Here is a 21185-nt window from a genome sequence, read left to right on the forward strand (position 1 = left end):
ATTGTTCAGGGCTACAAACAGCCGCAAAGGTCAACAAAAAGTTACATGACAGCGCTCAGCCTGAAGAGCCCGACAATTTTGTAAGAGCTTGCTGTCAAATTCGTCAGATCGTGGACGTAGCGAGCAGGAATTCCATCTCCGTCCCTGCCAGTTCGATGCGGTCGCCGCCTCTCAGCGCCGTGGCCTCCGCCCCCGTCGCCACCCCATTCACCCGCGCCGTGCTTTCGCCTTCCACATGAACCAGCATGAATTCGTGATGCCGCTTGTTGATGGACGCCACGGCCACCCCTGGCTTGCCGATGGTGGTCACCACCTTGGTCAGTACCACCTCGCGGCCCGCAGCCGGGCCGGTGAGCACGCGGATGGAAGCCGTGGGAGCGGGCGTGGCGCTGAGCGGCATGGCGCCGGACAGGGGCGCAGGGCGCGAGGACTCCGCTCGTGGCGGCACCATGCCGGGCCGGAACACCATCGTGCGCTCGAAGTTGTCGGCGGGTTCTGCTTCGTGGACGAAGCGGATCTTGTACTTGCCCAGATCGACCACGTCGCCGTTGCGAAGGCGCAGTCGCTGGATGGGCTGGCCGTTGACGTAGGTGCCGTTGGTGCTCTGCAGGTCTTCGATTTCCACGGTGCCGCCGGGCACGGGCATGTGCAGTGCGGCGTGTTCGCCGCTGATGGCCAGGTTGTCGATCACGACGTCGTTGTAAGGGCGCCGGCCGACCGTGGTGCGGTCCTTGGTCAGTGGGACTTCCTTGATCACCACGCCGTCGATGGAGACGATCATTTTGGGCATGGGCCACTACTCCTGGTTGTTATGTCTCTGTGGGGGGCGCTGGCGGGCTCTAAGTCACCTTGCGCAGGATGTGGCTTCATTCGCCCGCCCTGCCTTTGCCGAAAAGCCGCGCCAACAGGCTGCGGCTCTTCGGTGCGCTGCCGGGTGCGGCACGGCTCTGGACCAACAGCACGGTGATGTTGTCCCGCCCACCCATCTCGTTGGCCAGTTCGACCAATCGGGCGGCTTTCAAGGGCAAAGCAAGCGGCATGCTCAGCACGTCGGCTACGGCGGCGTCCGCCACCATGTCGGTCAGGCCGTCCGAGCAGAAAAGGAACAGGTCATCGGACTGGACCGGAAATTCGTTGATCTCGACCTGCACGGTGGCGTCCACTCCCAGCGCCCGGGTGACCAGGTTGCGGTAGCCCGAGGCGGCGGCCTCCTCCGGCGACAACAGCCCGGCGTCGATCTGCTCTTGCAGCCAGGAGTGATCGCGGGTGATCTGCTGCAGTGTGCCGCTGCGCCACCGGTAGCAGCGCGAGTCGCCGATGTGCCCCAGGATGAGCCGCTCATGCTGAAACACGCCCACGACGAGGGTGGTGCCCATGCCGCTGTATTCGGCGTGGGCCAGCGCGGCGCTCAGGATGGCGTAATTGGCGTTGGTGACGGCGGTTTCCAGCGCGCGGCGGAGGTCCGCGCCGGCGGCGTCGGGGCCCGCTTCGCGCAGCCAGCCCGTCATGTCCGAGCAGATGACTTCCGTGGCCATGCTGCTGGCCACCTCTCCAGCGTTGTAACCCCCCATGCCGTCCGCCAGGACGGCAACGCGCAGATCTTCCAGCACGGCCACGGCGTCTTCATTGTTGCCACGCACGCGGCCACGGTCAGACAGGGCGGAGAACTCGTACTCCAGCCGGCCAGCGCAGGCGGAAAGCTTCATGGGCGCTGCGGCCACGCCAACGCGTGGTTCACAGACGCAGCGATGCCGGCCGACTGATACCGGATGGCGAGTGAAAGCGAGGGGTGGGTGGACCGCTTCGGTGCCGCTGAAGAGTTGTGGAAATCCGCCATATCGTGCCTTGTTCGTCGCGCACGCATCATAGACGAGGGGGTAGGCGGCAGCAGCAGCCCATAGCGAAAACCGGCCCGGTATCGCGACAACGCGCAGGACCGGGCTTGATGAATGACGTCCGTCCGCGCGGTTGCGGCCGGACGAGCCGCTCAGGCGGCCGCGGCCGTGTTCCGGCGATGTGCCCGCGCCTGCATCCACTTGCCGCCGCCGACCACCAGCAGCGCACCCAGCGCGGCAGCCACGTAGTGCAGCCAGGGGTGGGCCATGGCGTAGCCATGCAGCGCGGCGTCGTTGGCGATGGTTTCGCCGCCCACCCAGCCGATCAGGCCAGCGCCCAGCAGAATGATGACGGGGAAGCGCTCCATCAGCTTGATCATCAGCGTGCTGCCGAAGATCACCAGCGGGATGCTGATGGCCAGGCCCAGGATCAGCAGGACCATGTTGCCCTGCGCCGCTGCGGCTACCGCGATGACGTTGTCCAGGCTCATCACCAGGTCGGCGATCAGGATGGTACGCACGGCGGCCATCAGTCCGCCATTGGGCTTGGCTTCGCCCTCGCCGTCGTCGTTGTCGGTCAGCAGCTGGAAGCCGATCCAGAGCAACAGGCAGCCACCGATGATCTGCAGGAAGGAGAGCTCGAGCAGCTTGGCCGCGACCACGGTCAGGACGATGCGCAGGAAGACTGCGGCACCCGAACCCCAGGCGATGGCTTTCTTTTGCTGGTGGGGTGGCAGCGAGCGGGCCGCCAGCGCAATGACGACGGCGTTGTCGCCCGAGAGGATGATGTTGATCCAGACGATCTTGACCAGGCCGATCCAAAAGTCGGCGGAATGCACGAATTCCATGGCGATTGCTCCACTGTTATGAATGCAAGAAGCGCCCGAAACCTGCGTTTCGGGCGCTTCTCTTATGGGAGCGCACAGTGTAGCCAAGGCCGACGGGCCGGGTCGTGCGTAGTTTTGCGTAGCCAGCCACGCTCCACGTCACGGCCCTTCCGGGGCCCGTCACTCCACACACCGGCAGGAGGCCGGCGCAGGCGGCTTACTTCAGCTGGGCCTTGAGCAGCTTGCCCAGTTCCGACGGGTTGCGCGTGATGATGAAGCCGGACTCTTCCATGATGGCCAGCTTGGCATCGGCCGTGTCGGCACCGCCGGAGATCAGCGCGCCGGCGTGGCCCATGCGCTTGCCGGGAGGGGCGGTCACGCCAGCGATGAAGCCGACGATCGGCTTCTTCATGTTGGCCTTGCACCATTGGGCGGCTTCGGCCTCGTCCGGGCCACCGATTTCGCCGATCATGATGACGGCGTCGGTGTCCGGGTCGTCGTTGAACGCCTTCATCACGTCGATGTGCTTCAGGCCGTTGATGGGGTCGCCACCAATGCCCACGGCGCTCGACTGACCCAGGCCGACCTCGGTCAACATGGCGACGGCTTCGTACGTCAGCGTGCCCGAACGGGACACGACGCCAATGCGGCCCTTGCGGTGGATGTGACCGGGCATGATGCCGATCTTGATTTCGTCAGGCGTGATCAGGCCGGGGCAGTTGGGGCCCAGCAGCAGGGTCTTCTTGCCGCCGGCGGCTTCCTTGGCCTTCATCTTGTTGCGCACTTCGAGCATGTCGCGAACAGGAATGCCTTCGGTGATGCAGATGGCCATGTCCAGGTCGGCTTCGACCGCTTCCCAGATGGCGGCGGCAGCGCCTGCGGGCGGCACGTAGATCACCGACACGGTGGCGCCGGTCTGCGAAGCGGCTTCCTTGACGGAGGCGTAGATCGGGATGTTGAAGATCGACTCGCCGGCCTTCTTCGGGTTCACGCCGGCCACGAAGCAGTTCTTGCCGTTCGCGTATTCCTGGCACTTTTCGGTGTGGAACTGGCCCGTCTTGCCCGTGATGCCCTGGGTGATGACCTTGGTGTCTTTGTTGATGTAGATCGACATGATGCGTGTCCTAGTCAGTCGGGGACGGAGCTAAACGATCCGCCCCCAAAGGTCATTACTTAACGGCAGCAACGATCTTCGTCGCGGCTTCGGCCATGGTGTCTGCGGCGATGATGGGAAGGCCCGATTCGGCCAGCATCTTCTTGCCCAGCTCTTCGTTGGTGCCCTTCATGCGCACGACCAGCGGCACGTTCAGGTTCACGGCCTTGCAGGCGGTGATGACGCCGGTGGCGATGGTGTCGCACTTCATGATGCCGCCGAAGATGTTGACCAGGATGCCTTCGACCTTGGGGTTCTTCAGCATGATCTTGAAGGCTTCGGTGACCTTCTCGGGGGTGGCGCCGCCGCCCACGTCCAGGAAGTTGGCCGGCTCGCCGCCGAACAGCTTGATGGTGTCCATGGTGGCCATGGCCAGGCCCGCGCCGTTCACCAGGCAGCCGATGTTGCCGTCCAGGCTGATGTAGGCCAGGTCGAACTTGGAGGCTTCCACTTCGGCCGGATCTTCTTCGTCCAGGTCGCGGTAGGCCACGATCTCAGGGTGGCGGAACAGCGCGTTGGCATCGAAGTTGAACTTCGCGTCCAGGGCCATCAGGTTGCCTTTGGAGTCGCAGTTCAGCGGATTGATTTCCACCAGCGACGCGTCGGTCTCCATGTAGCACTTGTAGATCTTCGCGAAGATGTCCACGGCCTGGTCGACGGAGGCACCCGTCAGGCCGATGGCGGCCGCGACCTTCTTGCTCTGCTCAGGCGTGATGCCGGTCTGCGGGTCGATCATCTCGGTGATGATCTTCTCGGGAGTGGAGTGGGCCACTTCCTCGATGTCCATGCCGCCTTCGCTGGAGGCGATCAGGGCGACCTTCTGCGTGGCGCGGTCGGTGACCAGCGAGACGTAGAGTTCGTTCTTGATGTCGGCGCCGTCTTCGATGTAGAGGCGGCGGACCTTCTGGCCTTCAGGGCCGGTCTGGTGCGTCTTGAGCTGCATGCCCAGGATGTCACCAGCGAGCTTCTTCACGTCGTCGATGCTCTTGGCCACCTTCACGCCGCCGCCCTTGCCACGGCCACCGGCGTGGATCTGGGCCTTGACCACCCACACGGGGCCGCCGAGCTTCTGGGCAGCTTCCACGGCTTCCTGAACCGTGAAGGCGGGGATGCCGCGCGGAACGGGCACACCAAAATTGCGCAAGATTTCCTTGCCTTGGTATTCGTGAATCTTCATGAGGTCTCTCTCAGGAAAGTATGGTGGTTACCCGTTTGCCATGATCAGATAGGGATGTCTGGCGCGGGCTCGAGGACATGGCAACCGACGACTGTATCATGCTGCGGCGCACCATCCATGTGGATATAACTTACGTGTCCGTCGCGGCCCGCCCGCTTTCATTGCAGGAGCAGATTGATGTCTAAAGTGTTTATCGATGGCGAAGCCGGCACCACGGGACTGGAGATCCGCGAGCGCCTGCAGGCCATGCCGCAGATCGAGCTGGTGAGCATCGCGCCCGAGCTGCGCAAGGACGCCGCCGCCAAGCGCGCGCTCATCGCCGGTGTCGACCTGGTGGTGCTGTGCCTGCACGACGACGCCGCGCGCGAGACCGTCGCCCTGGTCGACGCCATCACGGCCGAGACCAGCCGCACGATCCGCATCATCGACGCCTCCACCGCCCATCGCACTGCCGCTGGCTGGGTCTACGGCTTTCCGGAGCTGTCGGCCGATCAGGCCGAGGCCGTGCGCGGCGCGCTGCGGGTCTCCAACCCGGGCTGCTATGCCACCGGCGCCATCGCGCTGGTGCGCCCGCTGGTCGATGCCGGCCTGCTGCCCAAGGACTACCCGGTGGCCCTGCCTTCGGTCAGCGGCTACTCGGGCGGCGGGCGCACCATGATCGAGGCCTACGAGAAGGGCGAGGCCGCGCCTTTCGAGCTGTATGCGCTGGGCCTCTCGCACAAGCACCTGCCCGAGATCATGAAGTACACCGGCCTCACCCGCCGGCCCATCTTCACGCCCTCGGTGGGCAACTTCCGCCAGGGCATGCTGGTGCAGCTGCCGCTGCACCTCGACCTGCTGCCCGGCACGCCCAAGGCGTCGGACCTGCACGACGCGCTGGCCGCCCACTACGCCCGCAGCAACACGCCCGACCAGTGGGTGCGCGTGCTGCCCCGCACGGACGACGGCAAGATCGAGCCCACGGCCCTGAACGACACCAACCAGCTGGAGCTGCGTGTGTTCTCCAGCGACGAGCACCGCCACGCCGTGGTGGTGGCCCGGCTGGACAACCTGGGCAAGGGCGCCAGCGGCGCGGCGGTGCAGAACCTGAAGCTGATGCTGGGGCTGTAAGCCCACAGCGGGCCGCCGCAACGCGGCTCGTGATCCGGAAGACCACAAGAAGAAGACCGCCGATGCGCGGGCGGCTCGGGGAGGGCCGTGTTCCATGCCACGTCACGATCTCTTGCGCCACGCTCGCCGGATGGCCAGCCGCGCGCGCCTGTCCGCCGCGGCGGCTGCAACCACCGCTGCAGCCGCCCTCGCCCTGCCTGCCCTGGCGCAGACCCTGCCCACCGTGGACGTGCAGGACGCCCCTTCCGCCATCGACGCCCAGACCCGCTCGTACGGCCGCGAGGAACTGGCCCGCTACGGCGACGCCACCCTGTCCGACATCCTCCGGCGCCTGCCCGGCATCACGCTGGATGCGGACGGACGGCTGCTCCTGCGCGGCATGGGCGGCGGCTACACGCAGGTGCTGCTGAACGGGCGGCCCCTGTCCATGCAGGGCAACGGACCGATCCTGGACGGCCTCGGCGCGGAGGTGATCGAGCGCATCGAGATCGTGCGCGGCAGCACCGCCACCGACAGCGGGGAGGGCGTGGCCGGCACGGTGCGCATCGTCACGCGCGAAGCCCACGGCGAACGCATCCGGCGCGCCCGGGTGGAGGGCGGCCGCACCCAGGGCGGCTCCACCGGCCTGCTGGCGCTGGAGCTGGGGGACCGGCTGGGCGACGTGGACTGGGTCGTGTCCGGCCGCTGGCGCAACGAGCACACCGACATTCGCCGGCTGACCGAGTCGATGGGCTCGGCGGCGGACGGCTCGACCTATTACCTGGACCGCACCCGCCTGGACACCGCCGAGCGCCGGCGCGACTTCGTCACCCAGGGCGCACTGGCCTGGCGCGCCACCGCGCAGGACCAGCTCACCCTGCAATGGCTGGGCGAGCTGGGCGCATCGCGCAAGCACACGCCCGGCGTGTTCCAGCACGACGCCCCCTGGCCCGCGCCGTATGCGACGTCGCTCACGCGGGACGACGAGCCCCGCTTCTGGCACCTGGAGCCGCAACTGCGCTGGCAGCACCGGCTGGCCGATGGCGGCACCTGGACGGTGGATGCGAGCCAGTCCCGCTCCGGCTCGCGCAGCCAATGGGACACCGCCACTTTCGACGGCGCCGGCGAACTGCTGGACCAGAGCGACTGGCGCGGCAGCTCGCGCGAACGCAGCCAGCGCGTCGGGCTGAAATGGGAGCAGCCCCTGGCGGCCGGCTGGCGCTGGGCCGCCGGCACCGAACTGCTGCGGGAGCGCTATCGCGAAGACGCGCTGTCCGACGACGAACCCGAGAGCTCGCGGCTGCGCCGCCGCGCCGTGTCCCTTTTCGGGCAGGTGCAGTGGAGCCCGGCGGCCGACTGGCGCATGGAAGCGGGCCTGCGCCGCGAACGCCGGCACATCGACAGCGGCGACGCGGAGAACGCCCGGCAACGGCAGAACGCCGACCACCTCTGGCTGCCGTCGATCAATGCGACATGGCATGAGACGGCCGACCGCAGCTGGCATGCCGGACTGGCCCGCAGCTACCGCCAGCCGCGCCTGCGCGACCTGTCGCCCGGCGGGCGCAGCACCGGCGATGCCAACCAGCCCTTCTTCCCCGACACGCGGGGCAACCCGGCGCTGCGCGCCGAAACCTCCACCGGCGCCGAACTGGGCCTGCGGCAGGCCTGGGGCCGCGCCACGCCGCATGAAGAGCGACCGGGCGAGCTGCGGCTGGGCCTGTTCGCCCGCCACATCCAGGACGCCATCACGCGCCGGCTGTTCCAGGATGACGACGGCCGCTGGGTGGTGGCGCCGTTCAACATCGGCCGCAACCGCGTGCTGGGCGCCGAGGCCGAGGTGCGCTGGGACATGGACAAGCTCGCCCCCGATCACCCCTGGCGCGCGCCGGTCGTGCTGCGCGCGGACCTGACGCTGACCCGCTCGCGCGTGGCGAGCAACAGCCCCGGCGTGCCCGCACGGCTGGTCGGGCAGTCGCCGGTGGTGCTGGGCGTGGGCTTCGACGCCGGCAGCCGCCGGTGGCCGGCGCTGACGTGGGGCGCCACCCTGCGGGCCGAGGCCGGCTACACGTCGCAGCCCAACACCGTCGGCCACCTGCGCACCCGCCCGCTGGCCACGCTGGACGCCTATGCGCTGTGGAAGGTCGATGCCGCCACCCGGCTGCGGCTGCGCACCACGCAATGGGGTTCCGACTGGCGCACCCGCCTGACCACGCCGCTGCACGAGAGCGGCAGCCAGCAGGTGGACACGGTGCGGCTCTCGCGCCCCTGGACGGTGGCGCTGTCGCTGGAACGCGACTTCTGACCGTGGGCCTGCGCCGTGCAGCGTGGAGGAGCATGCGGCACGCCGTGGCGGCCGCAGCGGTGCTGCTCGCGACGCTGGTCAGCGCCCTCGCATCGGAGGCTGCGAGCGCTCCCGGGGCCACTCCCGCCGCCACTCCTGCCACCACTTCCGCCGCCACCCCCGCCCCACCCCCTGCGACGACCGCCACGCGCGCCGAAGCGCTGCTGCAGCGGGCCGCCGCCACCTTGCAGGGGGCGCCCGACCCGGCGGCCTGGGACGCACTGCGGCAGGCCCGCCGCCTGTGGTCCACCGGCCCGGGGCTGACGCCGCGCGAGCGCGCGCTGGGCCTGGCCCGCGCCGGGCAGATCGCGAGCTGGCTGCATGCGCAGCGCGGACAGCACGAACGCGCCGACGCCGAGGCACGGGCATCGCTGCGCATCGCCCGCCAGTGGCTGCCGCCGCACGGCGCAGAGGTGCTGGGCGCGCGGCAGGTGCTTTTCTCGCACGCCGTGGCCCGGCAGCAGTGGGCCCGGGCCCGGGCAGAACTGGAACTGCTGCGCCCCTGGCTGGCCGCCGACGAGGCGTGCGACGACCCGCTCTGCGCGAACGTGCTGGCCACCCGATCGCGCATGCACGCGGCGCAGCAGGATCTGGACGCCGCCTATGCCGCGGCCCGTGCCGCGCACCGCTTCAGCCTGCGCACCGGTGAGCCGCACGGGCTGGGCTGGGCCGAGCTGTCGCTGGCCAGCCTGGCCCAGCGCCTGGGCCGGCGTGCGGAAGAACGCGACTGGCTGCAGTCCGTGCTGCAGCGCGCGGACTGCGGCGAGCTGCCCGCCGACCACCCCGCCGTGCCGCAGGCGCGCAGCGCCTACCAGGCCTTGCTGGCCAGCGACGGCGGCACGGCGGCGCTGGAGGCCGCGCGCCGCCAGGCACGGGAGGCCACCGCCACCCTGCAGGCGCGCGAAGGCCTGCTGTCGCGCGACCGCGCCGGGCTGCTGCTGGACCGCGCCGCCCTGAGCCACCAGGCAGGCGACCTGGACGCCGCGCGCCGCGAAGCGGCCGAGGCCTGGGCGATCGGCTGGGCGACGCAGCACGTCGACACGCAGTGGCAGGCCGTCGAGCGGCTGGTGCGGCTGTCGCAGGGCCGGAAGGCGCCGTGGGCGGAAGCGGCCTACGGCAAGATGTTCGTCAACACCGTGCAGCAGCAGCGGGCCGGCCTGCGCAGCTTCGCACCCGACGCGCAGGAGCGCTTCGTGCAGCCGCGCCTGCCAGGCTATGAAGAGCTGGCCGACGCGCTCTTGCGCATGCAGCGCTGGGCGGAGGCCGAGCAGGTGCTGTCCCTGGTGCGCAGCAACGCGTACCACGCCCTGGTGCGCAGCGCGCCACCCCCGCTCACGCTGCCCTTCACTCCAGGCGAGCGGCCCGGCCAGCAGCGGCTGGCACAGGCGGGGCAGTCGCTGCGGCAATGGCACGCGCAGCTGCAGCGGACCGGGCGGCCGGCGGACGACGCCACCAACGCGCGGCTGCAGGCCGAACTGGAGGGGGCCGTGCAGGCGCTGCTCGACCTGGCCCGGCCGCCCGTGGGGGTTCAAGGCGGCCCAGGCGGCCCAGGCGCTCCAGGTGCCGCCTCCGCAGTGACGCGAGCCGCCCTGCCCCCTGCCCCCCCGCCGGGCGGCGGCATCACCCGCGTGGTCTACCTGCCCGGCCCCGATGCGCTCTACATCGCGGTGCAGTCGCAGGGCCAGGCCACCGTGCGGGAGGTTGCGGTGAGCGACGCCGACTTGCTGGACCATGTCGCCGCGCTGCGCCGCGCCCTGCAGAACCCGGGCGCCGACCCCTTGCCGGCCGCGCAGGCGCTGCACGCGCTGCTCTGGGCGCCGATTGCCGACCTGGTGCCCACGGGCGACCATGCCCCGCCCGTGCGGCTGCGCGCCGAAGGCGTGCTGCGTTACCTGCCGTTCGCCGTGCTGCACGATGGGCAGCGCTGGCTGGTGGAGCAGGCCACGCTCAGCCTCGACGGGGGCGGCGCGCTGCCCGATTCCGGCCCGCCGGCGCCCCGCTCCACCGCCGCGCCCCGCCAGGGCTGGGCCCTGCTGGGCGCCAGCCACGGCGGCGGACTGCCGGCGCTGCCGCAGGTGCCGCACGAGCTGCGCGGCCTGCAACAGCTGGCGCCCGGGCCGGCGGCCGCCACGCCGCTGTCGCTGGACGAGCGCTTCACGCCCGAGCGACTGCGCCAGGCGCTGGCCACGCGCCAGGTGGTGCACATCGCCAGCCATTTCGTGCTGACCCCCGGCCAGCCCGCGGGCGGATGGCTGCAGCTGGGCAACCACCGGCGGCTGACGCTGCAGGCCCTGGCCGGCCCCGCCTACCGCTTCGACGGGCTGGAACTGCTCACCCTCTCGGCCTGCGAAACCGCCTTGCCGTCCGCGCCCGGCACGGACGATGCCCCGCTGGAAAGCCTGGCCTGGCTGGCCCATGCGCGCGGCGCGCGCAATGTGCTGGCCAGCCTGTGGGCCGTGCCCGATGCGCCTACCGGCCAGCTGATGCAGCGCGTGTACCGGCAGATCGCCCAGGGCCAGCCTCCCGCCGCCGCCCTGCAGCGCGCACAGGCCAGCCTGCTGACGGAGCCGCCACCGCCGGGCCCAGGCCCTGCCGCCGCCCGCGGGCTGCGCCCGCTCGCCCCGGACGCTGCAACGGCAGAGCCGCGCCAGCGCCCGCCGTCGCTGCACCCCTACTACTGGGGCGCTTTCGTGGTGCTGTCAGCCACGCAGGATTGATTGCTATTTTTTTAATAGCAATAAACGCTGAAGGGACAAGCGCCCGAGGCACTTTTGATTCGAAATTGACGGAAGCCCCGCCTGTCGGCGGGCCGGGCCCGGTGCGCCGCCGGCCGATCGAACGCCCACCGCTCGCTCTTGTTTTGATAGCTGAACCACCAGTTGGCATGCGCGCCGGAGGCGGTCTGCATTCCCGTCCCCTGGCCAGGGCTCAGGTGGGCGGGCGGGCGCCGGGGTGGCCGTCCGTCACCTGCCAGCCTGCGCGCGCCTGCCAAGCGGGCGGCACGGCCGGCGACGCTTCTCGGGGCAGGCCGTCCTTCGGCACCGGGGCCACCTGCAGCACCAGCGACTCCTGCGCTGGCGACAGCCCCGGCGTGATGTCGAAGCGCCGATGCAGCCGGGCGGGCGCGCGCGGGGTGCCGGCATCGAAGCGGGTGCTGTCGCCCGCCAGCGCCGGGTAGAGCACCGTCTGGACGCCGGCGGCGTCCACATGCACCAGCAGCACGTCCACCGGCAGGCCGCTGGTGTTGTCCAGCTGCAGATCCAGCACCGCCCCGACCGGCAGCGGGCCCAGCGCGAGCAGGGGCTGCCGCGCCCAGTCCCACGACCGCGCGGGCGTGCCGGGCAATGACGATGCCAGCCGCACCCGCACGCCGGCCGGGAGCGCGGCCGGCGGGGGCGCCGCCGCGTCGTCCAGCCGCAGCGGTGCCTGCGGCACCAGCGTCCAGAGCGGCGCGAGCAAGGTGCCCTCGAAGCGCGGCGAGGGCCAGCCCGAGGCCGGCAGACCGGCCGCCGCCGCCCACTGGCGGGACCGCGCCGTCAGCCCCCGGGCCAGCGCCGCATAGTCGGGCAGCGAGCCAACGCCGGGCGCCAGGGCGGCGCACAGGGCGCTGGTGAACAGCCCGCGCACGATGCCATCGGGCCCGCGCCATTCGGGCGTGCGCTGGGTGGACTCGCAGGCCAGCAGGGCGATGTAGCCTGCGGGCCGGGCGCGGGCCGGGGGAAGCTGGTCGGGCAGTTGGGCGGGCACATGGGCGGGCGACCCGCTGGAGGCCGGGGCGGGCGTGCGCAGGCCGCTGCCCGGCAAAGGCTGCAGGGACTGCAGATCGGCCACGCGCAGGCCGCGCCAGGCCAGGTCCAGCACGCTGGAGCGGGTGGCCGACGCGGCATGGCAGGCGTCCACCGCCAGCACCACGTGGGCGCCGCGCGCCAGCCAGTCGTCCACGCACTGGCCGATTTCGGCATCGCTCACCGCGCCCTGCAGCGGCCAGGCGCTGCCGGCGGGCAGACGGGCGGCGTCCGAGGTGAGCAGGCAGGTGCGCTGGCCGTCCGGCTCGTTCGCCGGCGCCGCCGGGGCCGCCACCCGCACACCGTGCCCCGACCAGAACAGCAACACCGTGTCGCCCGGCGCCAGCCGGCTGCCCTGCGCTTGCAGCGCCTTCAACACCTCGGCCCGGTCGGGCGAGGGCGCCACGGTGCCGGCGACGCCGTCGGCCAGCACGGTGATGTGCTGCGGCAGGAAACCGTGGCCGCCCAGCACCTTCCGCATCGCCACCACGTCGTGCGCGGGGCCCTTGAGCCACAGCGCGGCAGGCTGGCGCGCGAGGGCCGAGACGCCGATCAGCAGGGCATGCCGCTGGCCGCCAGCGCCGCGGGCGGCATCGGCCGGTCGCGGCCACAGGCCGGCCCACAGAGCGCCGGCGCTCGGCAGGACGGCGGTGGCACCCCAGGCGGCGGCGGTGGCGGCGGTGGCGGCGGTGGCGGTGATCGCTTGGCGGCGTTGCACGGCGGTGGTGGAAGACGGGAGCGGTCGCGAGCGGGTAGGCGGGGTGGCGGGCAGGGTGGCGATTCAGGGCGCCTCGGCCTGCAGGACGGCCGGATGGGCGCGCGCGGCCTGCAGCGCAGCCACTGCGTCGGCGGCCGGCACTTCCAGCACCCAGCGGCCCGGCGCCTCCAGCACCAGGCGGTGGCCCGGATGGCCGGCCAGCAGCGCCGGCAGCGTTTCGGCCTGCGCTCCAGCGCGCAGTCGCAGTGCGATGCGGACGGTGGCGGGAGGCGGTGCCTCCTGCAGGGCCTCCACCCCGGCCCCACGCCAGGCCAGGTCGGCCGGCGGGTGGGTGTCGCGCCAGGCGATCCAGCCGGCCTGCGCCACGATCACCAGCGTGGCCAGCGCGCCGGCGGGCTGGGCGAACCAGAGCGCCCAGCCCGCCCGGGTCCGGGAGGGCCGGGCACGGGGTGCCACCGCGGGCGCGGGGCCGGCTTCGGCGCCGGGCACCCGGCCCGGGTCGGCCGGGCGGACGGCGGTCTGCGCGGCGGCCGCGCCCGACGGGGCTTGCCGCATGCGCGCGCGCAGTTGCTCCAGGCCGGCCTGCAGGGGTTCCCGGGCGGCCTCGTCGCGCAGCTCGGCGCGCATCTGCCGGAGCCAGCGCACCTCCTGCGCGCTGGCGGGGTGGCGCGCGACATGCGCCACCACCCAGGCGGCGTCCGCCGGAGGCAGTGCGCCGCTCAGGTAGTCGGGCAGCAGGTCGGCAAAGCGCCTGGCCTCGTCCTCGCCCGGCAGGCCCGGTGGGGCGTCGTCGGTCATGCGCGCCCCCCTTGCAGGCCCAGCCAGCGCTCCATGCACAGCCGCAGGTGGCTGCGGCCATGGAACAGGCGGGTCTTGACCGTGTTTTCAGGGCACTGCTGGATGCGCGCGATCTCGGCGAGCGGCAGGTCTTCCAGCGCCCAGAGCATCAGCGCCTCGCGCTGCAGCCCGTTGCGCAGCCGGCGCAGGCAGCCCAGCAGCCCGGAGCGGCGCTGCGCGGCGTCCAGGTGCTCGGCCGGGCCGGGGGCGTCGTCCGCATGGTGTTCGGCCGCGTCGTCGAAGCCTTCGCCCGTGATTTCGCGCCGGTGCCGCGCACCCCATTGCCGCAGCCTGTCGATGGACTTGTTGCGGGCCAGCGTGAGCAGCCAGGTGCCGAAGGCCACCCGTCCGTCGAAGCGGGCCGGGTCGCGCCAGAGGTCGTGAAAGACGTCCACCGCCACCTCCTGCGACAGGGGTTCCGCCTCGGGGCCGCACGGCGCGAGCTGCAGCCGCGCGAACAGCTGCACCTTGCCTGCCCAGGCGCGCCAGAGCATGGCCATGGCTTCTTCATCGCCGGCCTGGATGGCTGCAAGCAGCTGCTGAGGGGAAGGGGAAGCGGACATGGAAAGTGAAAGAGGCCGCGCGGTGGGCGGTGGGTGCCGGGCCGCACCCTGGCGGCGGCGTGCGAATGATAGCCAGCGGCCGGCGCACCCCCTGCGCGGTCCCGCAAGATTTTTTGAACCCCCGGGCCCTCCCGCGCGAACAACCCACAAGCCCGGCGGATTCCGCTGCCGGCCAGCCACCCCGGCGCCCACCGGTCGCCCCGGTGGTCCACCCACCTCGTTCAAGGATTTCGCCCATGCTGTTCTCCCGCTCCCTGTGCGCCGCCGTTTGTGTTTGTGCCTCTGCGTTGCTGGCCGCCTGTGGTGGCGGCTCCGGCGGCAGCGACAGCCCGGGCCCTGACACCGGAGCAGGGACCGGTGCCGGCTCCGGTGGCAGCGTCCCGAATCCCACGCCCGCGCCAGCCACCGCCAGCTTCAAGGCCTTCGGCCAGCTCGACCCGGCCAGCGCCATGGACGCACCCACGCCGGTCAGCAACGTGCCGGTGAACGCCAGCGGCATGGTGGACGGCGCGTTCTTCATCGGCACGCTCGCGGTCACCCTCACGCCTGCCAGCGACGGCGGCTACACCGTCAGCAACAGCGTCTACCACACGGTGCTGACGCGCGCGGGCCTGATCGAGCTGTGCAACGCCAGCGGCCCCAACGACGGCACCCAGGGCCTCAAAAGCCGCTACGTGCTGCTGCCCGGCACCGCCAACGCCGTGGCGGTCACCGCGCTCCAGGGGCGCTCCTTCAAGCTGTACGAAGACTGCGCACAGACGCCCCGCTCCACGGCGTTCTTCCAGGCCGACGGCACCGTGCTGGAGCGCGAGGCCGGTGGCGCGAGCGAGACGGTCTCCGCCGCCGAGGTGGCAGCCACCTTCGGCACCTCGGGCTTCACGAGCGCAGAGCGCACCTACATCGCCCGGGCCTTCCGGCTGGCGAACGGCAAATACGCCTTCGTCTCGCACGGGCTGCCGGGCGGCGCCCGCAATGCACGGGGCTATGTCGAGTTCTTCGTCGAGGAATGAGCGGCCGCCGCACCACGCCGGGACCGCGCGCCCCGACGGCACCCACCAACCCACCACCCACAACCCATCCAGCACCGACCATGACACACCGCTGCCGTATCCCCTTCGCCGCGCTCTGCGCCGGCACCCTGCTGCTCGCCGGTTGCGGCGGCGCGCCCGATGACAGCCAGGTCAGGACGGCCATCGCGGCGCAGCTCGAGGCCGTCGCGGGCAAGAGCGGCGCCGCTTCCGTCCAGCAGATGCTGGGAGACATCAAGCTCATCGGCTGCAAGAGCTCGGAACGCGGCGGCTACTTCTGCGACTGGACGTCTTCGCTGGGCGCGGGCAGCGGCCGCTTCGTGAAGACCGATGCCGGCTGGACGGTGGTGGCGCCATGACGACCGCACTCGAACACCCCGGCACCAGCGTGCAGGCGCTCACCGAACAGCTTGCATCAGCCGCGCCCCAGCAGGCCGCCGCCGCCGAAGCGGCCCTGGTGCGGCTCGCGGACGCGGGCGACCTGGCCGCCTGCGACGCGCTGGTGTCGGCCTACTCCGAAGGCCGGCCCGCCCTGCCCCCCAATCCCGTGAAGGAGTACCGCTACACCGCGCGCGCGGCGGAGGGAGGTTCGGCCTTCCACCGCTACTGGCTCGCGCACCTGCAGTACCACGCCAAGGACTACCCCGGCGCCTACGCCAACGCATCCCTTGCGCATCAAGAGAACATCGGCGCCGCCACCGACCTGCTGGCGCGCATGCTGCTGCAGGGCCAGGGATGCCATGCGCAGCCGCTGGCGGCGCTGGACATGCTGACGCACAGCGTCGAGTCCCGCAGCAACACCGATGCCGCCCTCACGCTGGCCATGCTGTACCTGGAAGGCCAGCACGTCGGCGCCCATCCGCAGGCCGCGTATGACACCCTGCACGGCCTGGCGTCCGACTTCGCGGTGATCGCCCACATCGACAAGCCGGCCTACGCCCGCTACTGCTACCTGAAGGCCTGGGCGCTGCGCGGCGGCGCCCAGGGCCAGGACGGCGAGACCTGGCTGCCGCTGTGCGAGAAGGCGGCCGCGCTGGGCCATGCGGACGCGAAGGCCAGCCTGGCGGCGCAGCACCGCCAGGACGCGGGCCGCCAGCGGGAAGCGCAATGGGAGGGCCTGCAGCATTTCACCGCCTTCGGCGGCCGCTGGATGATGTTCTACCGCGTGGCCCGGCTGGCGGAGCAGCACGAGAAGTCCCATCAGCACGTGGGCAGCATCAACGGCAATGTCTACACCACCACCAGCCGCTGGAACGTGCTGGTGTTCGCCGAGCGGGATGGCTCACGCTTCGAGGTCAAGGTGCCCCCGAAGGCGAAGGTGGTGCCGCAGCGCGACTACGCGGTGCTGTTCATCGGCCCGGCCACCGGGACCGTCGGCGTGCCCCGGCTGATTTGCGACCTGGGCACGGGCGAGTCGGTCGAGCCCATGGGCGATCTGGCATCGAACTACCGCGACGAAAGCTCCAAGGTGCTCAAGGTGCTGTCGGTATGGGCCTGGCTGGGCGCGATCATCGCCGTGGGCGTGTGCCTCAGCCAGCAGAGCGCGATGGCGCTGCTGGCTGCCATCGGGCTGCTGGTGGCGGGGGTGAAGCTCGGCAGCGCGCATCGCGGGCAGCACGACGATGCGCTGGAGCGCGTCCGCGCCTTTTTCAAGGAGCATGCCAAGGATCTGGTGCGATGACGGCGTGCGCGGCGGGGGCGGGTGCGGGTGCGCAAGAGGGGCCGCCAGCCGGCCCCCACGATCTGCGGTGGATCAGGCAGCACCGCCAGGCCGCGCCGGCACTCCTCCCGCGTCTGGCCGACAGCCGCGGTGCCCGGGCTGGTGGAGCGAAGCAGAGACCCGACGCGCTTCGCGCACGGTCGACTGGAGGCATCCTGGCGGGCCGGCCAGCGCTGGCCGCACGGGCGGCCCCGTCCCAGGCGATGGCCTCAGGCACTCCCGACCCGCTGGAACCACCCGCCCGGCAACCGCGCCACGCTGCCTTCCAGCTCCAGTTCCAGCAGCGCCACCTGCAGGCCGGCCGTGTCCCGGCCGGTCCGGGCCTGCAAGGTGTCCAGGCCGACGGGGTCGAAGCCGAGCGCGGCCAGCAGGTCGGCGTAGGGGCTGGCGCTGTCGGCGGCCGGGGGCGCGCCACCGGAGGACTCGTCCCCACTGCCGTCGCCCGTCGCCGGGTCATCCGCCGGGTCATCCGCCGTGTTGCCCGCAGGTGGGCCGCTGGGGACGGCATCCGCACTCCGTCCCGTCGGGCCGGCCGGCATGCGCAGCTCTTCCAGCACGTCCTGCGCGGATTCGACCAGCTTGGCACCCTGGCGGATCAGCGCATGGCAGCCGCGGGACTGCGGGGCGTGGATGGAGCCGGGGATGGCGAACACCTCGCGGCCCTGCTCGGAGGCCATGCGGGCGGTGATGAGCGACCCGGACGCCAGCGCTGCCTCCACCACCAGCGTGCCTTGCGACAGTCCCGAGATGATGCGGTTGCGCTTGGGGAAGTTGGCGGGCAGCGGCGGCGTGCCCAGCGGGTATTCGCTGACCAGCAGCCCGTGCTGGGCGATGCGCCGCGCCAGGTCCAGGTTGCGGCGCGGGTAGACGCGGTCCAGCCCGGTGCCGACGACGGCGATGGTGGCGGGCAGCGCGGGGTCGCCCGCGTCCTGCAGCGCGCCTTCGTGCGCGGCGGCGTCCACGCCCAGCGCCAGGCCCGAGACGATGCTGCAGCCGGCGGCGCGCAGCGCGCGGGCGAATTGGCAGGCGTTGTCGGCGCCCTGGGCCGTGGGGTTGCGGCTGCCGACGATGGCCAGGCAGCGCGCGGCGGGAAACGGCTCGCAGTCGCCGTGCACAAAACGCGGGGCACCGGTCACGTACAGCAGCAGTGGCGGGTCTTCGGTGTCGAGCAGGCTGCGCGGATACGCGGCATCGCCCAGCGTGAGCAGGCCGCGCGCCGGCGCCGGATCGCTGCCGGCAGCCGGGGCCGCGGCGTCGGCGCCGCCGTCCAGCCACTGCCGCGTGGCCTGCACCTGCGCCTCCAGGCCGTCGGGCACGCTGCAGAGCGTGCGGGCCTGGGCGGGGGTGACGCAGGACAGCAGGGCCTGTTCGGTCTGGTGAAAGATGGCCTGCGGCAGGCCGAAGGCGGCCAGCAGGCGCCGCGCGGCCGTGTTGCCCACGCCGGTGCTGAGCGTGAGCCGCAGCCAGGCGGTGAGTTCTTCGGTATCCATGCCCTGCATTCCCCTCCCCGCATCCGGCAGCGTGGCCCGCTGCTCTGGCTTGTTGCGTCGCCCCGGGTCGCCGTGGTGGCTACACCCTGCGCTGCGCTCGATAACTACTGCGGGTTGACCAGCCGGTCGCCCACGCGCACACCCTGCTCGACCTGCAGCAGCAGCACGTACGAGACGCGGTCGAAGGTGCGGAACACCATGGCCGTGCCGTTGGCTTCGCTGGGCAGGCGGATGGTGGCGCGCTGCTCGTCGGTCTTGTCCTTGATGCGCTGGCCCTGGGTGAGCACGGTCAGCACATGGCCGGCTTCGACGCCGTCGCGCGCGCCCTTGTTGATGGCGATGACCTGGTTCTGCGCCGCATAGGCCACGGCCGTGCTGCCGTAGAGCGAAACCACGCGCGCATCGACCGGCACCTGCGGGGCGCGGGGCGTGTAGCTGGTGTAGCCGGGCGGCGGCACCGGCAGCAGGCGGTCGCCAGCGCGGATCTCTTCCTTCGCGGCGCGCAGGTCCACCGTGGCGGGGATGACGTCGAGCGTGTTGCCGCCCTTGCCGTCGGGGGTCGATTCGACCGACTGGCTGCGCACCAGCTCGGCCCGGCCCACGTACTGCGCCTCGTAGCCCAGGATTTCTCCGCTGACCGGGTCCTTCATGGGGGTGGCGTTGCGGAACACGCGGTAGTCACGCGGCACCTGCGGCGCCAGCACCAGCGGGTTGCCCTGCGGGCCCAGCGCATAGGCGCGGTCGCCGCTGGCCATCAGCACGCGCTCTTCGGTGGTGGCCACCAGGCGGGGCGCCTGCGAAAGGGTGAGTTCGTCCACCACCAGCGGCTCGACCAGGAAGGGCTCGATCAGGTGGGGCTTCAGCGTGGGCAGCGCCGTGTTGGCCAGGCTGTCGTAGCGCGTGCGGGGCGACACGCGCACCGTCTCGCCCTCGCCGCTGCCGGCCCGGCTGGTGCGCAGGCGCGCATAGCCGTCGGCCTTTTCCAGGTAGAGCGTCTGGCCCGGGTAGATGAGGTGCGGGTTGGGAATGGACTGCAGGTTCATGCCCCACAGCTCGGGCCAGCGCCAGGGCCGCTGCAGGTACATGCCCGAGATGCCCCAGAGCGTGTCGCCGCGCTGGACGACATAGGTGTCGGGCGCGCTGGGCGAGAGCTCGGCCAGCGGCACGCCGCGGGCGGCGACCTGCTGGGCCGTGGCGCGCTGCGCGCCGGTGACGGGATACGAGGCAGTCTGTGCCCACGCGGGAAGGACGGACGCGCATCCGCTCAGGAAAGCCAGCGTGCCCAGCACGGTGCGGCGCGCGCGCAGGGGTGCCCTCATGTTGTTCCTCTTGTGTTGCATTGGGATAGCCAGACCTCGTTCGGCGGGGGCGGCTCGCGTGACGTTCTGTGACGCTTGCAACAGGCCCCGCGATATTCAAAACCGTTGGAGATTCTCTGCGCAAGCCCTTCCAGGGGCAACGATTATTGAGAGGCGATCCGCGCGCCTGCCAGAAAGTGGCGAAAATAGCGACATATTTTCGTTCCGCCATGGCCATTCTTCCCATCCTTCGATACCCCGACCCCCGTCTGCACAAGGTGGCAAAGCCCGTGCAGCAGGTGGATGACCGCGTGCGCGCCCTGCTGGACGACATGCTCGCCACCATGTACGACGCGCAGGGCATCGGGCTGGCGGCCACGCAGGTGGACGTGCACGAGCGCATCGTCGTCATCGACGTGTCCGAAAAGCATGACGAGCCCCTGGTGCTCATTAACCCCGAGATCGTCTGGTCCAGCCCCGAGCGTGTGACGGGCGACGAGGGTTGCCTGTCGGTGCCGGGCATCTACGACGGCGTGGAGCGTGCCGCAGCCGTGCACGTGCGCGCGCTGGACCGCGAAGGCCAGCCGCGCGTGATCGAGGCCGACGGCCTGCTGGCCGTGTGCGTGCAGCACGAGATGGACCACCTGCTGGGCAAGGTGTTCGTCGAATATCTCTCCCCCCTGAAGCGCAACCGCATCAAGACCAAGCTGGTCAAGCAGCAGCGCGAGGACCAGCGCGCATGACGGACGGCGCAGGCTGCCACCCACGGCCCGCGCACCGGCTGCAGTGGCCGGCGCACGCCCTGTGGTCGCTGCTTGCGGCGCTGACCGCGCTCGTGCTGCTGGCGGGCTGCGCCGCCGGCCCCTCGTCGCTCGCGGCCGGCACGCCCCGCAAGGCGGTGCTGGCGCAGCTGGGCACCCCCTTCACCGCCACTCCGCTGGCCGGCGGCGGCGAGCGCCTGGTCTACAGCACCGGCCCCATGGGGTTCTACGTGTACCACGTCGATCTGGACGGCTCGGGCCGCGTGGCACGCACCGAGCAGGTGATGACGTTCGAGCGGCTGGCCGGCATTCCGATCAACCAGTGGACCGCTGTCGACGTACGCGCCAACTTCGGCCCGCCCATGCGCATCGACCGGGTGTACAGCTTCGACGGCGATGTGTGGACCTACCGCTTCATCGCCGACATCAACCTGCGCCGCCTGGCGCATGTGCATATCGACCCCGCTGGCGTGGTGCGCCGCGTCATGTTCACCGACGAACTGTTGTCCGACGACGACCGTTCGTTCTGATTTTTCCGCTCTCCGGCCGCTGCCGCCCCGCCG

Annotated in this window: 18 protein-coding genes; 8 read left to right on the forward strand and 10 right to left on the reverse strand. The window is 71.3% G+C overall.

The window, feature by feature from the left end:
- Nucleotides 1-103 precede the first annotated feature (103 nt).
- The 5 genes from ASF94_RS17195 to sucC form a co-directional block, all read right to left on the reverse strand.
- Nucleotides 104-790 (reverse strand): FHA domain-containing protein, encoded by a 687-nt coding sequence (locus ASF94_RS17195; protein ID WP_056669222.1) that lies wholly within the window; start codon nt 788-790, stop codon nt 104-106.
- 76 nt (nt 791-866) lie between these two features.
- Nucleotides 867-1706: a Stp1/IreP family PP2C-type Ser/Thr phosphatase gene (locus tag ASF94_RS17200; RefSeq protein WP_056669223.1), complete on the reverse strand. Its 840-nt coding sequence runs from the start codon at nt 1704-1706 to the stop codon at nt 867-869.
- A 281-nt stretch (nt 1707-1987) separates the two neighbouring features.
- Nucleotides 1988-2683, reverse strand: a complete 696-nt coding sequence (locus ASF94_RS17205; protein ID WP_056669226.1) for a TerC family protein — start codon at nt 2681-2683, stop codon at nt 1988-1990.
- A 196-nt stretch (nt 2684-2879) separates the two neighbouring features.
- Entirely contained in the window at nt 2880-3776 is an 897-nt protein-coding gene (gene sucD, locus ASF94_RS17210) for a succinate--CoA ligase subunit alpha (protein ID WP_056669228.1), read from the reverse strand.
- A gap of 55 nt (nt 3777-3831) precedes the next feature.
- Entirely contained in the window at nt 3832-4992 is a 1161-nt protein-coding gene (sucC, locus tag ASF94_RS17215) for an ADP-forming succinate--CoA ligase subunit beta (protein WP_056669229.1), read from the reverse strand.
- Nucleotides 4993-5169: 177 nt separating this feature from the next.
- Between sucC and argC the strand changes: the two genes are divergently transcribed.
- The 3 genes from argC to ASF94_RS17230 all read left to right on the forward strand — a co-directional run bounded on the left by argC (nt 5170) and on the right by ASF94_RS17230 (nt 11139).
- Nucleotides 5170-6102, forward strand: coding sequence for an N-acetyl-gamma-glutamyl-phosphate reductase (gene argC, locus ASF94_RS17220; protein WP_056669231.1), 933 nt, complete (start codon nt 5170-5172; stop codon nt 6100-6102).
- A gap of 94 nt (nt 6103-6196) precedes the next feature.
- Entirely contained in the window at nt 6197-8383 is a 2187-nt protein-coding gene (locus ASF94_RS17225; protein WP_082493384.1) for a TonB-dependent siderophore receptor, read from the forward strand.
- Nucleotides 8384-8415: 32 nt separating this feature from the next.
- Nucleotides 8416-11139: a CHAT domain-containing protein gene (locus ASF94_RS17230; RefSeq protein ID WP_056669234.1), complete on the forward strand. Its 2724-nt coding sequence runs from the start codon at nt 8416-8418 to the stop codon at nt 11137-11139.
- 211 nt (nt 11140-11350) lie between these two features.
- Here ASF94_RS17230 and ASF94_RS17235 read toward each other — a convergent pair whose 3' ends face one another.
- The 3 genes from ASF94_RS17235 to ASF94_RS17245 all read right to left on the reverse strand — a co-directional run bounded on the left by ASF94_RS17235 (nt 11351) and on the right by ASF94_RS17245 (nt 14325).
- A complete protein-coding gene (locus ASF94_RS17235) occupies nt 11351-12925 on the reverse strand; it encodes a caspase family protein (RefSeq protein WP_056669237.1) in 1575 nt (524 codons plus the stop codon).
- A 63-nt stretch (nt 12926-12988) separates the two neighbouring features.
- On the reverse strand, nt 12989-13723 hold the full coding sequence (locus ASF94_RS17240) for an anti-sigma factor (protein ID WP_056669238.1): 735 nt from the start codon (nt 13721-13723) through the stop codon (nt 12989-12991).
- Nucleotides 13720-14325: an RNA polymerase sigma factor gene (locus tag ASF94_RS17245; RefSeq protein WP_056669239.1), complete on the reverse strand. Its 606-nt coding sequence runs from the start codon at nt 14323-14325 to the stop codon at nt 13720-13722. Before ASF94_RS17245 ends, ASF94_RS17240 begins: the two co-directional genes overlap by 4 nt.
- A 236-nt stretch (nt 14326-14561) precedes the next feature.
- Here ASF94_RS17245 and ASF94_RS21830 point away from each other — a divergent pair, with 236 nt between their 5' ends.
- From ASF94_RS21830 to ASF94_RS17260, 3 genes are all read left to right on the forward strand, one after another.
- Nucleotides 14562-15335 carry a hypothetical protein gene (locus ASF94_RS21830; protein WP_235505414.1) on the forward strand — a complete coding sequence of 258 codons (774 nt, stop codon included), beginning with the start codon at nt 14562-14564 and terminating at the stop codon, nt 15333-15335.
- 80 nt (nt 15336-15415) lie between these two features.
- Nucleotides 15416-15712 (forward strand): hypothetical protein, encoded by a 297-nt coding sequence (locus ASF94_RS17255; protein WP_056669241.1) that lies wholly within the window; start codon nt 15416-15418, stop codon nt 15710-15712.
- On the forward strand, nt 15709-17034 hold the full coding sequence (locus tag ASF94_RS17260) for a tetratricopeptide repeat protein (protein WP_056669243.1): 1326 nt from the start codon (nt 15709-15711) through the stop codon (nt 17032-17034). The genes ASF94_RS17255 and ASF94_RS17260 overlap by 4 nt, the downstream gene beginning before the upstream one ends.
- Nucleotides 17035-17282: 248 nt before the next feature.
- Here the strand turns inward: ASF94_RS17260 and dprA are convergent, their stop codons facing one another.
- Together dprA and ASF94_RS17270 are read right to left on the reverse strand one after the other, a co-directional pair.
- The gene (gene dprA, locus ASF94_RS17265) at nt 17283-18563 is read right to left on the reverse strand and encodes a DNA-processing protein DprA (protein ID WP_056669437.1); all 1281 of its coding nucleotides are present in this window, start codon (nt 18561-18563) and stop codon (nt 17283-17285) included.
- Between the two features lie 104 nt (nt 18564-18667).
- On the reverse strand, nt 18668-19882 hold the full coding sequence (locus tag ASF94_RS17270) for a LysM peptidoglycan-binding domain-containing protein (protein WP_082493385.1): 1215 nt from the start codon (nt 19880-19882) through the stop codon (nt 18668-18670).
- Nucleotides 19883-20091: 209 nt separating this feature from the next.
- On the opposite strand from ASF94_RS17270, the gene def reads away from it, so the two are divergent.
- Nucleotides 20092-20604: a peptide deformylase gene (def, locus tag ASF94_RS17275; RefSeq protein ID WP_056669245.1), complete on the forward strand. Its 513-nt coding sequence runs from the start codon at nt 20092-20094 to the stop codon at nt 20602-20604.
- Nucleotides 20601-21152: a hypothetical protein gene (locus tag ASF94_RS17280; protein ID WP_235505415.1), complete on the forward strand. Its 552-nt coding sequence runs from the start codon at nt 20601-20603 to the stop codon at nt 21150-21152. The genes def and ASF94_RS17280 overlap by 4 nt, the downstream gene beginning before the upstream one ends.
- The last annotated feature ends 33 nt before the right edge of the window (nt 21153-21185 follow it).

Source organism: Acidovorax sp. Leaf160 (assembly GCF_001424265.1).
Classification (GTDB): Bacteria; Pseudomonadota; Gammaproteobacteria; order Burkholderiales; family Burkholderiaceae_C; genus Paracidovorax.